At 48.4% G+C, this 16,342-nt stretch carries 12 protein-coding genes; 1 reads left to right on the forward strand and 11 read right to left on the reverse strand.

Going from position 1 to position 16,342, the window contains the following annotated elements:
• Positions 1 to 43 precede the first annotated feature (43 nt).
• The 8 genes from ACFQ2I_RS14435 to ACFQ2I_RS14470 form a co-directional block, all read right to left on the reverse strand.
• Entirely contained in the window at positions 44 to 1,366 is a 1,323-nt protein-coding gene (locus ACFQ2I_RS14435; protein WP_377565217.1) for an McrC family protein, read from the reverse strand.
• The gene (locus tag ACFQ2I_RS14440) at positions 1,366 to 3,702 is read right to left on the reverse strand and encodes an AAA family ATPase (protein ID WP_377565169.1); all 2,337 of its coding nucleotides are present in this window, start codon (positions 3,700 to 3,702) and stop codon (positions 1,366 to 1,368) included. The genes ACFQ2I_RS14435 and ACFQ2I_RS14440 overlap by 1 nt, the downstream gene beginning before the upstream one ends.
• A gap of 24 nt (positions 3,703 to 3,726) precedes the next feature.
• On the reverse strand, positions 3,727 to 4,422 hold the full coding sequence (locus ACFQ2I_RS14445; RefSeq protein ID WP_377565171.1) for a DUF6946 family protein: 696 nt from the start codon (positions 4,420 to 4,422) through the stop codon (positions 3,727 to 3,729).
• Between the two features lie 142 nt (positions 4,423 to 4,564).
• Positions 4,565 to 5,734 carry a MalY/PatB family protein gene (locus tag ACFQ2I_RS14450; RefSeq protein WP_377565173.1) on the reverse strand — a complete coding sequence of 390 codons (1,170 nt, stop codon included), beginning with the start codon at positions 5,732 to 5,734 and terminating at the stop codon, positions 4,565 to 4,567.
• Positions 5,735 to 5,851: 117 nt separating this feature from the next.
• The gene (locus ACFQ2I_RS14455; protein WP_377565175.1) at positions 5,852 to 7,261 is read right to left on the reverse strand and encodes a hypothetical protein; all 1,410 of its coding nucleotides are present in this window, start codon (positions 7,259 to 7,261) and stop codon (positions 5,852 to 5,854) included.
• Positions 7,262 to 7,306: 45 nt separating this feature from the next.
• Entirely contained in the window at positions 7,307 to 8,143 is an 837-nt protein-coding gene (locus ACFQ2I_RS14460) for a carbohydrate ABC transporter permease (RefSeq protein WP_377565177.1), read from the reverse strand.
• Positions 8,144 to 8,167: 24 nt separating this feature from the next.
• Entirely contained in the window at positions 8,168 to 9,115 is a 948-nt protein-coding gene (locus ACFQ2I_RS14465) for a carbohydrate ABC transporter permease (RefSeq protein WP_377565179.1), read from the reverse strand.
• Between the two features lie 85 nt (positions 9,116 to 9,200).
• The gene (locus tag ACFQ2I_RS14470) at positions 9,201 to 10,664 is read right to left on the reverse strand and encodes an ABC transporter substrate-binding protein (RefSeq protein ID WP_377565180.1); all 1,464 of its coding nucleotides are present in this window, start codon (positions 10,662 to 10,664) and stop codon (positions 9,201 to 9,203) included.
• Between the two features lie 181 nt (positions 10,665 to 10,845).
• Between ACFQ2I_RS14470 and ACFQ2I_RS14475 the strand changes: the two genes are divergently transcribed.
• Positions 10,846 to 12,624, forward strand: a complete 1,779-nt coding sequence (locus ACFQ2I_RS14475) for a cache domain-containing sensor histidine kinase (RefSeq protein WP_377565181.1) — start codon at positions 10,846 to 10,848, stop codon at positions 12,622 to 12,624.
• Positions 12,625 to 12,635: 11 nt separating this feature from the next.
• On the opposite strand, the gene ACFQ2I_RS14480 is transcribed toward ACFQ2I_RS14475, so the two are convergent.
• The 3 genes from ACFQ2I_RS14480 to ACFQ2I_RS14490 are packed head-to-tail and all read right to left on the reverse strand — an operon-like array spanning position 12,636 to position 16,312.
• A complete protein-coding gene (locus ACFQ2I_RS14480; RefSeq protein ID WP_377565183.1) occupies positions 12,636 to 14,048 on the reverse strand; it encodes an FAD-dependent oxidoreductase in 1,413 nt (470 codons plus the stop codon).
• Positions 14,049 to 14,099: 51 nt separating this feature from the next.
• Positions 14,100 to 15,521 carry a response regulator transcription factor gene (locus tag ACFQ2I_RS14485; protein WP_377565185.1) on the reverse strand — a complete coding sequence of 474 codons (1,422 nt, stop codon included), beginning with the start codon at positions 15,519 to 15,521 and terminating at the stop codon, positions 14,100 to 14,102.
• A gap of 35 nt (positions 15,522 to 15,556) precedes the next feature.
• Positions 15,557 to 16,312, reverse strand: coding sequence for an AAC(3) family N-acetyltransferase (locus tag ACFQ2I_RS14490; RefSeq protein ID WP_377565218.1), 756 nt, complete (start codon positions 16,310 to 16,312; stop codon positions 15,557 to 15,559).
• Positions 16,313 to 16,342: the final 30 nt, after the last annotated feature.

A 16,342-nucleotide genomic window follows, 5' to 3' on the forward strand; every position in this document is an offset into this window, starting at 1 on the left:
CCTGATTCATTCTGAATTTCATCATACCATTCTAAAGTGACAACTAGCTGTCAGAAACAACCGTTCGTATCTCATTCATTTCCATATTCAGTTCCAGTCCGAGAATCTGCTCTCGCAAGCGCCGCTCCAACTCCTCCATCTTCGACTCCAACAAATCAAGTTGTAGAAGATGTAGAGACACGTCCCGCTCACCAGCATCAATCCGATAAGTCGCGGTCTGTGCCTTCACATTGGGCTCGCTTACAAACTTCGGATAGATAAGGAGGAGCGTCGAGACCTGGAATTTGAGCGCATACGCCATCATCTGATAGAGATCCGACTCCGTCGGTTTGAGTTCGCCACTCGGTGTAATCGGATTTTTGTATTTAGCATCGGCGACGATGGAGGCTGCTTCATGGATTGCATTATTCTTCCCATTGATCCCGCGCAATACAAAATCCGGCTTCACGACAAATCGCTTTGACTGGCGATCCAGATAAGCTTGCTCCTGATATTGCACCTTGTAGATGTTCGCTAACGCTCTATTCAGCAGCTTATTCACGAACTGCTCGAACAACCGATTCAGAGGCACGAGGAAGCTGAACACTTGATCATCGCCTGCGCGCATACCGGGTTGGGCGTTCGTATAGAACATGCGTGCCATGTTGAGCACCGGACGATACGCTTCATTCATGCGATTGAAGCGCACCGCATCGAATGCTTGGGAGGACAATCGGATGATGCGGACATCCTCCAAATAAGTAAGTGCTTGTGCCAATTTCTTTTTATTGTCTGCATGTGACGTTTTTTTGCCAATAAGGATCATGACTGACTTCAGAACCTGATTCAGCAGCGTGTCCTCCGTAAATTCCTGGTAGGCCACCATATGAAGATGCCGCAATCCATAATTACGCTCAAGCGACTGCTGGAACAGGATTTTTCCCTTCACGAACTGCACATTGTCAGTCTTGTCTTCATAGTGTCGATGAACATGCCGCTCGAACACCCCCAGGAATCTCACCAAAAAGAGATGAATGAACAGCTCTAGCATGTCATGCTGGAAACTTGCCATCAGCTGTGAGCTCGGCAACTCTCGTACGGCAAGGAATCCGGAGTAATGCAGCAACCGGAACAACATCGCCACAGACGTCCCTTCTTCATTCTCATGTGCCTGGTCTCGGAACAATTTCGGCAAGATTTGCAACCGCAAATTCGGAGTCGACACGAACCCTACATAACGCTGCAGAAGCAGACGATCATCCGCTCTCAATAAGAAGTTCTGACTGCCCCACAACGGCTCAAGACTCATCAGCTCCTGACGCTGTTCCGCTGTAAGTATACAGGAGCATAGTCGATCCTCATAGATGTTGACGACCGGACGCTTCATCACTCTATTGTCCCCTTGTAGATGCGAAGCAGTGCTTCCTCGAATTCGGAGTGTTCATTCCCCTGCCGATGAAGACTGAGCGAACGAACATTGCCGTAGGAATCGAAGAACTTGCTTCCCACGATCCCTTGCATGCTGACAAGGTCATTGTAGAAGTATTCGTTCAACAGCGGCAGCACCTTGTAATACCAGGTTTTGTGCAGATCGCCGATCGACAGAATATCCATAAAATATGCTTGTCCGATACGATGATCCCGATCAAGACGTTCCATAAGCCGCTCATTGATGCTGCGCAGCAGCTTCTCCAGATCGATGACATCATTCACCTTCGCGCTCATGTTCAGATTCGGATTAGAGAAAACTTCATAATCCGGCTCCACCTCCACGAAGGCGAACCTTCTTCGGAGCGCCGTATCCAATACTGCAATGGAGCGATCCGCTGTGTTCATCGTGCCGATCAGATACAGGTTCTTTGGCAATGTGAATGGCTTTTTCGAATAGGGCAGCGTGACGCTTAACGATTGTCGCTTATCCTTCTCGATCAAGGTAATCAACTCGCCAAATATCTTCGAGATATTGCCTCGATTAATCTCGTCAATAACCATATAATAAGGCTTAGTCTCCGCACCGGACTCTGTCGCCTGTTGCTGAGAACTCTGCTCGCTGTCCGAGCGAATAAGCTGTTGAAGGTCGCCGACATTCATGCTTGTCAGCTCATAGATCGTCTTCAACGTTAACCGCTTATTGCCGTTGAATTTGTAAATATCTATTGGCTTATCGAATTCCTTCAGCCACGTTACTTCTCGCATATGCGGGAAGGCTCCGCCCTCCTCGTACTTGTACTCGCTCCGGATGACCCCGATATCCCGGATTGTCGTTGGACCATCGTAGATTAACACCATATCCCCGACGCTCATGACATTTACGATACCATTCAACGAGCTTGCATCATTAGTAGGTTTCTGCGTATCTAACCCTCGTTCTTTTTGGAGCAAGGTATATAACTCGTCATAAGATTTCCCTTCCAGATTAAACTGACTCAGCCAATCGACTGCGACGCAATGCCTCTCTTTACAAAGACGATACACATGCTCATCTTTACGCTGACCGAGTGACACTTTCCACACCCGGGAGCTCCCTTGTGTATGTTCCAGGTCCTCATGCTTGCGATCGGACTTGAATGATTGGGTGAAAGCGGACATTGCCAGCTCCTTCAACACGCCGTCTTCGATGCCGTATTTTAGCTCAGAGCGCTCATCCCCCTCTTCGTCGAATCGTGGGCGAATGCCTTCAATAAATTCTTCATAGGAATAGGATTGATGGAAGGTGACGAACTTCATGCGGCCTTGCCGCTCCACTTCGGCGAATGGCACAACACGCCCATTGTGACGATGCTCGAACGCTTCAATTATTTTTTGAGTGGCATATGTTTTGCCCGTGCCGGGTGGTCCATAGAGGATCAGATTGGGATTAAAGTCCAGCAGCTCCGCGTAGCGCTTGTAGGTCTCCGACAGTTCCACTGTCGTTTCTTCCTCTGCTCCATCGCCTTCATCCCATTTCCGACTTACCTTGGCTGAGTCTTGCGTTCTTTTCCGACCGACCAAGACGTTATCGTACAATTGAACGGGGTTGGTAACCTTGTAGACGCCCTCTTTCTCCAATTCGTCTATGACCGTCATAAGATACTTTTCTTTGTTACCTGCACTATCTTGCTTAGCATACTGAAGCAACTCTTTCAGGGTGTATCGCTCATTCTCCGGATTCCGACTTTCATAGAGGCTAAGAAGCGGGGAATACGTTCCGGATATACCATGGCTATATTCGACGATATCCATAATTCGCATGTCTTCCACGTTATCAATGAGTACGGAGATCGTGGGATACTCGTCGTTTAACGGTTGATCGGCCAATCGAATGTCGAAATTTCTGATTCTATTCAATCGTACACGGGTAGGATCAACAGGGTAACTGTTATTGATTGTCAGCTCAAAAAAACCACAACCCCGAGTCGCTTTAACAGCCTTGTTCAACAGGTTAATGTCCAGAGCAAACGCCTGATTCCGGATGAATTGCGCAACCGGTATAGGCTCCTTGAACCGTTCAATCTCCTCGAATTCCACGACGCCGGGATGATGCTTATGGATGCGATTCGGCTTATCCACATAACGCAGCACCTTCCACAGTCCGATTACCTTTCTCTCGAAGAAAGGATAGACCCAATCGCCTGGCTGAATGCCGCCATACCATTGATCACCTTCCGGGCCAGCGGCATAGAACTTTTCCGTCACTTGCTCCGGATTATTTTCTCCAAATTTTCCGAAATAAAGTTTGGTCATCGTTTGCACTCCTTTTCACTACAATCAACTAAAAACTTCAAAATCCGATGCTTGACGATCACTTATCCACCCCAGCCACAGATCAATTCCTTTGACCCGTACTGGACCGGCAATCGCATTTGCGCCGCCTTGCAAGTCATACAACGCGAGGAATGCATCATAATCCTCCAGCCAAGCCGCACTGTCGCTGAACGAATGAACGAGCATCATCGCATGGCGAGCATGATAGCGCTTGGCTTCTATTAGGGCAGAAGCGGTTCGGTGCAGGAGCTGATACCGAATGGAACCTAGCCGCTCGTCATCTATAGACGATAAATGTAAGTGCTCCTTCAGAAATTGTAATCGACGAAGCTTCCCGGCACTTGCATCCTTCAACCAATCAGCGACTGTCGGACCAAAAGGTTCATCTACCTTGCCTTCTACCATAATTGTCATTAGATCAGTCGAAGTTCGGGCAAGGACGAACAGATCGTTCTGAGAAGGAGCTTGCCTGGTATCTAGATGCACCTGATGCTCGGGAAACATCGCAATAGGATCCAGCTCTCGCATCATGCTGATACCTGAGTCGAGCAACAGTTGTTCAATAGAAGCGGGAAATTTCATTTCCCCTTGCCAAGCGTGGGCCAATTCATAGGCGGAATACCCGTAAACCCACTGCTTATTGGGATCGGCCAACAGACTTCTCCACTGTTCCAAATTAGAAATTGGAATATAATTCATTTCACAATCTCCCCCTTCATATCACTCACATCGTACATTCGACCTAACACTTGGAAAATCCTACCGAAGAGCTCAAAATGATAGTCTTAAACAAAAAAAGCGAGAGAAGGATAATCCTTCTCCCGTAATAGGTCATGCAACCTCACTTCGAAGCAGCTTCGCAGAACTGCTTCAATGCTTGCTCCAATATGAACCGTGGACATGCCAGATTAATGCGTAGCCATCCTTCGCCTGACGTACCGTATGTCGTACCGTCATTGAAAGCGACTTTCGCCTCCTTGTACATTAAATCCAGCAGTTCTTTCCTTGAACGACCCAAGCCGCGACAGTCTACCCACAACAGATAGGTTCCTTCCGATCGCATCGGCTTCACCTGCGGCAAGTGCTGCTCCAAGTATTCTATCGCATAATCCATATTGCCACGCACATAAGCCAGCATGGCCTCCAGCCATTCTTCCCCTTCAGTGTAGGCCGCCTCCACCGCATCTTGAGCGAAGTGGCTTGCCATATGAATACTTAACGTCTTGATGCGCTTATCCATTCGGGCTTTCATTTCCCGGTTGGACGTTACCATGAACGAAGTATGCAACCCAGGCAAGTTAAATGTTTTCGTGGCCGCTAAGCATGTAATCGTGATATCTGCCATCTCATGCGACAACGAAGCGAACGGAACATGGACATGTCCAGGATGCACAAGATCGCAGTGGATTTCATCGGACACGACCTTAACGCCGTAGCGCAAGCATAACTCTCCAAGAGCGAGTAACTCCTCCTTGGTCCATACCCGGCCTCCGGGATTATGCGGATTGCAGAACAACAGAAGCTTGCCCCCGTCCTTGAACAGCGCCTCCAATTGCTCTAGATCCATCTCATAACGACCGTTACGAACGACCAACGGGTTCTCTGCAATGACCCGATCGTTGTCCCGGACAACATCATAGAACGGATAATATACAGGCGTCTGAATCACTACGCTGTCGCCAGGAGCAGTGAATTGCTCTACAGCCAGACTAAGCGAAGTCACTACGCTTGGAGAGTCCGTAATCCAGTCCGTACGAATAGACCACCCGTGACGGCGCTGAAACCAATCGACGATCGCTTGGAAATATCCTTCCGTTCGGATCGCATAGCCATAGGCTTGGAGATCGACGCGCTTGCGAAGCACTTCCTGCACAGCCGGCGGACTAGGAAAGTCCATATCCGCAACCCATAACGGCAAGATATCTTTATCTCCAAACAACGGGCCGACCTGATCCCACTTGTAGGAACGCGTATTCTTACGATTAATAAGCTGATCAAATTGAAAAGTCATCGCTGCACTTCCGCTCCCTTATCCGCTAATTACTTCATTCATCTATCTTACCTATAGCGTCAGGTGAAGTGCAACAGCCAATTGCTCTGCAATCTGCCGTCTGTAATAGATGTGGGCTCATTCATACCAATTCGAAGCGATCGCTCGGACTGATTGCTCCACTAAGATACGTCCGCCTTCCGCCCCGACTAACACACTGGAAACCCCTGTGCTATAACCTCCCGATGCAATGGCCTCGGAAGTAGGAAGATAGCCCGCATAGTCGCAAGCCAACTGGACGACAAAGGTTTGCCGAGCCGCGCTTCTCGCTTTAATTTGCAATCCATATTCCGTATACAACTCGAAAGGATTCGTAACCAACACCGTTTCCCCTATTCGCAAGACATGCAATTCCATCGAATAGAATGGTTCGCGTCTCATGCGTTCATGGCGCATCACGATCGCTCCATTCTTCAGGGTATGAAGCTGAATATCCAGATCCAACGCTCTGAAATAAGCGATTGGATCGGTCTGACGATTATATATGTCCATAAACTTCTCATATTCCCGATGTGCGGCATGGCTCTCCTTCATCGTAACATGAAGAACAGGCAGTTGAATATGTTCAACCTTGTGTATGAGCTCACTTGATTGATCGATCATCCGCCCTGGCTCCTCCCATGCATCCCGAATAACCTGGAACAACGTATTCGCGATTCTCCTCAGTTCCTCTTCCGCATCTCTCTTCCGGTCTCTCATGCGAATTAAATCATAAGGCGCTGTATCGCCGGCTGCTCCGATCAAGCCGAGGAAGGACACCTCTTTCCCCCATTCCTGCTTGACCAAGCGTCTGACTTCACCGAGGTAATCTGCGGATATCCGAATTTCTTGCTCCAGAACTTGAGCCGGGCAGGCTACATTGACAAGCACCCCCGTCAGCTTCCTTACCTCATTGTAGGTAAACATCAAATCTACGCGATGATCTTCCACACCGCCGAATTTTTGGAAATGAACCGTATTCAATTGCCCATACATGATTGCCGAATGATCATCGTATTGCACTCTTCGATTGTGACCGATTGCTGCATAACCCTCGGCCGAGCCCATTTGGCCCTGCTTGCGGGTTTGCCAGGCTTCACATACAGCATCCGCAATCCGTGACACCGCCAGTCTCGAGTAGGCTTCCGGACTCATCAAGTTCGAATAATCTCGCCGCTGTCCGAGCGAAGGCACCCACTTGTTCTCCCTCATGCGAGGGGCGGTGTGCGAATGAACCGCGGTCAGAATAATGGATTCGGGGTGTAGATCAGGCATACGTACTCGCACCTGTTCCCGTACTCCCGCAGTGATATGCCACTCCATTCCGATCAGATCGCAAGCGACAATCACAGCTTGCTCCATCTTGTCTTCTCGCTCCAACGCCATTGCGGTCGCATAAAGCGGATCTCTTGTCCCTTCAGCAATCCGTTCATACATTTGCCCTTGCAGTTCGACCGGCCGATCAGGCGTAAGTTCAACGCTCCCCCAGCCGATAAGCAGCTCTCCCATGATGTTATCTCCTTTCCAAGTAGGAATAATCAGATTCAAATTCATTTACCCTTTTACAGAGCCGGAGATACCTTCAATGAAATAACGCTGAAAAAAGATAAACACAGTAACAATTGGAATGAGCGCGATGGATGCGCCTGCAGCCATTCCCGTGTAATCAATATCCAGATCGCTAGAAAAATTGTACATGCCTACAGCCAAAGTTTTCAGTTCTGATGCGCCAAGCGTAAACACAAGTGGAACAAAAAACGAGTTCCATGAGTAAATGAATTGCACGATGGCAACCGTCGCGATAATCGGCATCGACAAAGGCAAGATAACCTTAAAGAACGTTTGCACAAAGCCGCACCCGTCGATTTCTGCACATTCCTCCAGCTCCTTCGGAATCACAGCGAAAAAAGCGGAAAACAATAGAATAAAGATCACATGCGAGCCGGAAGATTCTACAAGAATAAGGCCCGGCATCGTGTTCAGCAAGCCGATCCATTTGATGAGCAGATATACCGGTATTATCGTATAGCCTTTCGGTATGAACATCGTCACTACGAATAAGCCCATAAGCAGCTTCCTTCCAGGAAAGTCCACTCTGCCGAGCGAATAACCCATGAGGGAGCTGACAATCACCACAATAATCACAACAGAAACGGTGAAAATAACCGTATTCATAAAGTAAAGGTCAAAATGGGCCACTTGCCAGGCTCGCTCATAATTATGCCATTGCGGAATTTCCGGAAGCAGCTTCAGTCCGCCGCTCACAAACTCCGATTGCGTTTTAAGCGATGACGACAGCATCCAAATGAACGGATAGATCCAAATCAGGCCGATGATGGCCAGCAGCAGATGCGTTGCTAATTTCAAAGCAGCTTTACCGTTCATATTCATCTATCACACTCCTATGCAGCCAAATTATTTCGTACCGTAACGATCACGCATGACTTTGACTAGTCCCGACAGCAGCAAGGTAACGGCGAACACCATAAGACCAAACACGATGCCCGCTGCAGAGCCTACTCCGATTCGCGGTAGTCCCGATGTGAACACAAGCTTGTATATAAATAAATCGACTGTTGTCGTAGCGAAATACGGCCCGCCGCCGGTTAAGGTCATCGCCAGATCGAATACATTAAAGCCGTTGACGATGCTTAACAGCAAAATGACCGCAGCGGCCGGCATCAGCAGCGGCAATGTAATGTGTCGGAAGGATTTCCATGCGTTGCAGCCATCGATTTTCCCCGCTTCATATACGTCCTGAGGCAACGCTTGCAAGGCTGCCAGCCAATAGATCATTTTCATGCCGAACTGAAGCCATGCGCCGACCAGAATAAGGATGATCAGCGCCGAAGTCGATTCCAGCAGCCAGTGTACGGGCTGCTCGATGATCCCCAGCTTCATAAGAAGCGAATTGACCAGTGCCCCCTCATTGCCGAATATATACCGCATAATCACGCCCACTATAGCAGTCGTGGACACGACGGGGATGAAGAACGCCGTTCGGAACACGACTTTGCCTTTAATAAACGTGGAATTGAGTATAATCGCCATCAGCAAGGATGCGGGCATGACAAGTGCAATCACTCCGGCTATATACAAAAAGCTGATCCTAGCAGCTTGCCAGAATTGCGCATTTTGCAAAATGTACCTCACATTGTCCAAACCGACAAATTTCTCCAGCGGGCCAATGCCATACCAATCAAAAAGCACATACACATAGCTCATCAAAATAGGATACAAAGTAAACAACACATACATAAGCAGCTGCGGCAAAGTGAACAAGTAAGCCCACATATATTTCTTTCTCTTCAGGGAACGCAAGCTGCTGGGTCGAGCTGCGTATTTGGCAATAGCGGTCTGCATGCTTCCCTCTGCACCTCCATTATAAGCGTCTTCTTTGGCCATCTAAAAGAAGAGCGGGGGCAAACCCGCTCCACTCCACAAAGTCTTAATTGCCGTAGTTCTCAAAAGGCTTCCAGTCCGGGAAAATGAAATCATCCTTACTCACATTTTTCCCGCTTGCTTTTACCGATTGAATGGAATCGTTCCATATCTTGTCGAACTCTGCATCCACTTTATCCAGCTCCGCCTGTACAGACGATAGCTGACCGGACAAATAACCGTAAAGCACATCGAAATGAGTTAATGTAGGCGCTTTATTATTATATTCCGTCTGCACGTCAATCGCGTTGGCATTACTGGAGACCGGATCAGGAACGACCATATAGCTATCGTTCAGCAGTGCCGTCAGCTTGTTGAACAACGGATTATCCGATTGTATCGACTCGTTCAGGGCTATAATCGGGGATCTGACCAAGCCGGACTGCAGTCCTTCGGTGTAACCGTAATCCATCACGGCGTTCAGAAATAGTTTAATCTCCTCAAAGTGCTCAGACTTCTTCGACACCATCCATTGCGTATCAATAGCGCCGTTGTAAGGGACATAAGAGGGCTTGCCGTCTTTCGTCGGCAGTGCGGTCAGACCCGAATGTTGATCCAGCAAGGTGGCGCTTTCCGCCAGTTGTATCGTGAACGCCGCCTCGCCGTCGATAAACAGCTGCCTGACCTCAGGGTTTGTCATAAGCAGCCAATTGGATGGCATCAGCTTATCATCGTCCAGTTTTTTAAAAAATTGCATCGATTCGACCAGACCAGTATTGTTGTATTGCCACTCGCCAGTCAAGTAATTGAAATGATTGCTGATTTCCGGATCAATTGCGGTACTCATTTGATTCAGGATGGGATCATGGAACCAGCCATAGTCCGTTCGTCCCGACACAGTAACCCCCACTTCCAATTGATTCGCTTCCTTCGTCTTCTTGACCACCTCGACGAACTTGTCCCAGGACAGCTGGCTGGATAGCTCTTCCTCCGTATAGCCGGCTTTTTCGATCATCTCTACGTTGAATAGAACAAGCCCTACGTGCGGTCTCTGATCTCTCGTCGGCACTCCGTATATCTTTCCGTTCAGCATCGATTGCCCTTCCGTCCATATGCCCGGCATGAATGCGTCTTTTTTCTCCGGCGGGAACAGCTCATCCAGCTCGCGTACCATGCCAAGCTCCACCATCTGCTGTGTCGGTATAGTTCCGTTGAGGAACAAATCCGGCAATTCATTGGCCGACATCGCCGCCTGCATCGCTGCAGTATATTGATCCGGCGGCACATGATTGATCTCTAGCTTGATGTGGGGGTTTTCACTCTCGAATCTTTGCTGAAATTCCTCGAAGAGCGTTTTGTAATAATTCCCTAATCGGAACCACACCTTTAATGTTACAATCCCATCGGAGATTTCTTCTTTCTCGGCAGCGGACGACTTGGATTCATTGGCCGGTTCGTTTGAGCACGCACTCAGAATAGTCGAAATCGACAAGATCAGAGCCGCTATTATGAAAGCGCTTTTCTTGATCATAGCTATACCCCTTTTCACCTTTGTTTGCTTGCCTACTCATTCTAGCACTCGCTTATGAATGCAAGTGTGCGAAATAATTAAAGAAAAGTAATAAAAAATTTATTGTACACCGCATGCCTACCTATTCCCCGAGAACAATGGTAAACTAAGACAAATCAACCCCTGCGGAGTGAGAATTAGTATGAATAAACCTTCCAAATCATTGCATCGCCAATTATTTTCTATCGTTTTATTCGTATCACTAATCCCATTGTTTATACTAAGCTACTTCTCTCAAACGTTTATGTTCAAGGCAAGCACCAATTTCATAACGGACAATGCCGAGTTATATATGAGTATTGGAGAGCAGAAGCTCGATGCATATATGAGCAAGCTCACTCAGCCAATCAACGAATTGACAGCTTCTGTCGATTTTCAACAGTTTCTGAAAATTGCCGAGGACAGAGAAGCAGCTCAAAAGCTGGCAGCATACACGATCTTTGAGCAATTCCGCGAAAAAATTCTCTCTCAGCCTGAAATAGCTTCCATCCTCATTTTGCACGAGTCCGCGACCGCCTATCACTTTTCCAGTCGATTTATCGGCTCAACGAATTACGCTCATTCGTTCGCTCACGATCCCATCTATAATCAAGTATTCGAGATGGAAACACCTCAACTAATCGCTTCTCATAACCAAACCTATCTTGTCAATTCCGATCGTGAAGTCGTTTCCTTTATCAAGCCAGTCAAAAATTTCAGGGATTTCACTACTAGCGGATGGGTGATCGTCGAGTTGGATACACAGTTTGTCGTCGGTATGCTGGAGCAAATCCAATCGGTGCATACCGGTTCGATCATGCTATACAATACGAAAAATGAATCTTTTATATCGAGCGAACAGATCGGGGAGTCCATGATCCATACTTCGGCGCGGTTGCTCAACAAAAACGGGCTGCCGAAGAGCGGCAGCCACATTACGAATATCGATTCCCAGAAGTATTTATTCACCCATCAATCTTTGTCACTCGGCGATTGGCGGCTTGTCAGCTTTTCTTCCTTCAAATCACTTACGCAAGGCATTGCATTTACGAATATTATGACCGTGGCCATTGCCGTAATCAGCCTCGTTGCAGCTCTTATTCTTTCCTACGGATTTATTGTCCGTCTTCTAAAGCCGCTGTACAAATTGAGACATGGCATGAATCTTTTCGGTATGGGGATGAATTCCAAAGTACAGGGAAATTACAGGAATGAATTCGGCTTTCTCATACGCACCTTCAATCAAATGCTTGATGAACGTGACCGAATGGAGAAAGAGGTGATCCAAACGACCATTCAGGGCAAAGAGAAGGAGCTTCTTCAACTTCAGGCCCAAGTAAATCCCCATTTCCTCTTTAATACATTAAGTACGATCGAAGCTTTGTCCGAGAAAGGCAATCAACAACATGTATCCGAGATCATTCACGAAATAGCGCAAATTCTGCGATTCAACATTCGCAACGACAGCGGCTGGGTCAAGCTGCGTGAGGAAATCGAGTATATACAGCATTTTCAGAACATCCATTTCTTTCGATACGACCGCGCAGTCAACATTCTATACGATTTCGATCCGCTTGCTCTGGACAAACCATTTTTAAAGCTGGGGCTGCAGCCTTTCGTGGAAAACGCATTAAAATATGGCTGGAATGATAGTATGAATACCGAAAATGTTGCCGTGGAACTAAAGGGAACGATCGATGATGGGTTTATTCGCATACAAATTTCCGATAATGGCCCGGGCTTCGATGAAGAAGCTTTGTCCAACCTTGCGCTCCTAACGGCTCCCAGCAGTGACTCTCTCCCCCCCTACTTCACCATGCATACGGGAATCTATAATGCATTCAGAAGATTCCAGCTCGTATACGGATCGTCTCTCAGCATCTCATTCAATAATCGAGAGCATGGCGGAGCGACCATCGATATATCGATTCCCTGGAGATAGGCCAAGGTTCTTCAGTGCGTACCATCGATAATCGCACCCTGCTCTTTCAAGCGGGTGCGAAGCTGTCCAACCTCAATGCTACGCATATCCTCAAGAGCAGAGGATATATACATGGCTGACGCCGTCCCGGCAGCCTGCCCCATGGCCAAGCATCCCCCCATCACGCGCGCAGTGCCCTGTGCAGCGCGGTCGGCCGAGAGACATCGTCCGGCGACAAGCACGTTGCGCAGCCTGAGCGGTACGAGCGAGCGGAACGGAATATCATAGGAACCTCCGCCCGCAATAGGAATTCTCACCTGCTTCGTTCCATCTTGATGAATATCGATGTGATGGCAGCCCTTCGCCACCCCGTCCTCGAACTTAATGCCGCTCTGCGCATCTTCTCCTGTCAGCATATATTCTCCCCTAATACGACGGGTCTCTCGAATTCCGATACGCGGTGCAATAGCTGATAGATGAGCGTTCTTGAATCCGGGGACACGACTCCGCAAAAACCGTATACATAAGTTGATTTGATCGAAAAGCTCACCCATCGTGCCGCTCAGCGCTTCCGTATTCAAAGCGTTAATATGAGCGACGCGGGTGCAGTTGATGCAGACTTCTTGACGCGCAGAGGACGTTGGCTGAATCATGATCAGCGCAGTTGGGAACATCTCCCCACTCTGAATCGCATTGGCGAGCAGCGGGCCGTTCCCTTTGAAGAACACGGTCGGCTGTCCTTGCTTGTACAACTCCTCCACAATTTCCTTATCCGTGCGTCCACCACGAATTTCTTCGCTCTCACCGACCGCCACAAATTCGGGATGATCCCGTACGAATTCGAGAAGCGGCTCAGTCTCGACTCCGCTCATCCGAAAGATCATGGATACCGGCTGCAGTTCTCCTTCAGGGGATCCTATCTCGAACGGCGCACCGGCCATCGCGCTTACATCTCCGTCTCCCGAGCAATCCGCAACCGCTTTCACATTTATGATCCGGCGTCCTCCTTTATTTCGAATCACCAGACCTATTGCATGTCCGTTCTCCATCACGACGTCCTCGACTATCGTATGCAGCAGAATATCTACGCCATACTTGCGCATCACGTTCATCACGGCCATTTGCATCATCACCGGATCTATGCACACATAGCGAATCAGTCGCCAATCGTTGAAAGCTCCTACATATCCATCCAGCTGTTTCAGTTCCTCGATCAGCTCATCCAGCACGCCTCCGACAATCCATTCGCCGCGGGCGTTGATCGCGCCGTCAATGGTCATGCCGCTAAGCAGTTCGCCCCCAAGCGTCGGTCCAGCATCTACAATCAAAGTGCGAGCGCCATTTCTGGCCGCAGCCGCAGCAGCGGCAATCCCTGCGCTGCCCCCGCCAACCACAACGACGTCGTAATTCAGCTCTTGCGCAGCGGTTCTTTCTGTCATCATCATAACCAGTTTCCTCCCTGCAGATTGGACTTCGTGTCTGGGACAACAGACTGTTTACTCAAGTTCTCGCCGGTCTTCCGCTTCTTCATTTCTTCTAAATTGTTGCGGAACTATGCCATATTCCTTTTTAAAGAGTGTACTGAAGTAACGGTAATTGGAATACCCGAGTTCTTCTGTTATTTCACTTATTTTTTTGGAAGAATGCAATAGCAGTTTTTTTGCGAGCGCCATCTTCCGCTTTGTTGCATATTGAATAAAATTGATACCGACATGCTTCTTGAACAACTTGCTCAAAGATACCGGATGAATATGGAATTGTTCGGCAAGAAAGTCCAGACTCATCTCTCTGTAATCTCGCATATTTTCAACTCTCTCCTGAACGCGCTGCATAATCTCGTAATCCGTGAGTTTCTCCACAGCTTTCAAGTCGTTCATAGCGGATAAACCCTTATGGATTAAATAGTCGATCTTGTTCGTTAATATTTTCCATTCCGTGAACATCCCGACCCAATCCTCCCAATAAGCCTTGTCCGCCTCTTCGATAAACCTCGTATTGCAGTTTTGCAGTGCACCGTCCAATGACGACAGCAGCAATACGCATTCACTCCGTACGTAACGAACCGGCAGTACGCTGATTTGCTCCATCCACTGCTCGAAGCATTCATAGATGCGGTCAACATTGAGCGTATCGGAACCGATAACGGAGACCAGCAATTGTCGTGTTGCACCCGCAGATTTCAAGATGGAAGCGGTCGGCTGCTCCATTCGCCGCAGCGAGCATTGCGCACCCTCGCCGAAAAACTGTTGTTCGGCGCATAATTCCAGCACACGACGAAGACGGTCGCTCCATTCGCTTCTATCGTAGAAGTCCCACTCCAGCGAATCCTCCTGATCCGCAACTACTACATATCCTACTCCGAACTTGCAAGCTTGAAATTGAAAAATGCAGTTTTCTAGATGCAGGTCGTCATGACCATTGTTCATCACGATCACTTTTCGCTTATTCGAATCAAACCACCAGCCAGGCGAAACGATTGATGTTATCGAAACCTCATGATCCTCCTGCTCTAACAGACGGATATCCTGTTTAACCTCCTTCTCCATCTCCCTGACAAGCTCGGCGCGCACCTCTTCAACTGCTTTTTTTAAGTCTTTGTCATATATAGGCTTCAACAGATAATTTTTTGCCCCCAGCAGAAGAGCTTCCCGAGCATATTCAAACTCCCCGTACCCGGTTAGAAAAATGAACTTCGTATTGGGCAGACTCCCCTTTACCTTCCTGAGCATGTCTAGACCATTGATCTCAGGCATGAAAATATCCAGAAAAACGAGATTCGGCTTTAGCAGTAACAGTCGCTCCATCGCTTTGAAGCCATATTCGATATCAAATATCTCATTCTCGGTTGAAAGCTTAGATAGCTTATAGACAATGCTTTCCCTTAACGTCTTCTCGTCCTCTACGACGCATATTCTCATGCCTACCCTCCCCATATTCCCGGTTGATTTTCTACTTACGTTAACGGCTTATCGTTCGAGAAAAGTTCCGGGGATTGTCTCAACAAGTCACCAATCAACTCCGCTGTCTTCGGAGCTGCGCATAGCCTGGTCTCCGCCTGACCGAATCTACCCATGTGCATAATCCCTCTTGCCTTCAGTATGTCGTCCACCTTGGGGTAATGATCCCATGCAGGTGTTGTATGACCATATACAGGTACACGAATTCGGGTTCCCTCACGGTTCAACGTATACAACTCCATAGGCCTATCCGAAAGCCGGTCAGGGATGCCCGCCCACTCCTCCGCACCGTGTATGAACGTATTTCGCGACTGATCAACGCCAATCAGCAGAATGGCCGCGTGACGATCGATCAACCTGCCCCAGGCCGATCCGCGCGCGCATGGCGTTTGAAATCGCTCGTCGCCGGATACGAAGTCCTCCGCGTCTCTGCCCAGTGCTGCAACGGAATGTGTTGGATGCAAGGAGCGATGAACGCCGGGCCGCTTGCGAAATAGCTCAGACAATATGCCTACGCATGAAGGGGATTGCCGAACGTCGAATACAGCGCCATCGTGATTGATATACGACCAGGTGTGTGTAGGGAAGACGAGCAGACCGTTGTTCATATATTCTGACAGCGCATTCAGAACCGTATCCGCTCCGCCGTCCACATTTCCGATGCTTTTCATCGAAGAGTGCACCAGCAACGTCCCGTTAGAGTCGATTCCCAGGTTTTCAAGATCCTTTATCAAACTGGATTTCGTTATCAGCATATTTTTCTCCCCCCATTCGCTGTCATA

The organism is Paenibacillus chungangensis, from assembly GCF_042675905.1.
Lineage (GTDB): Bacteria > Bacillota > Bacilli > Paenibacillales > Paenibacillaceae > Pristimantibacillus > Pristimantibacillus chungangensis.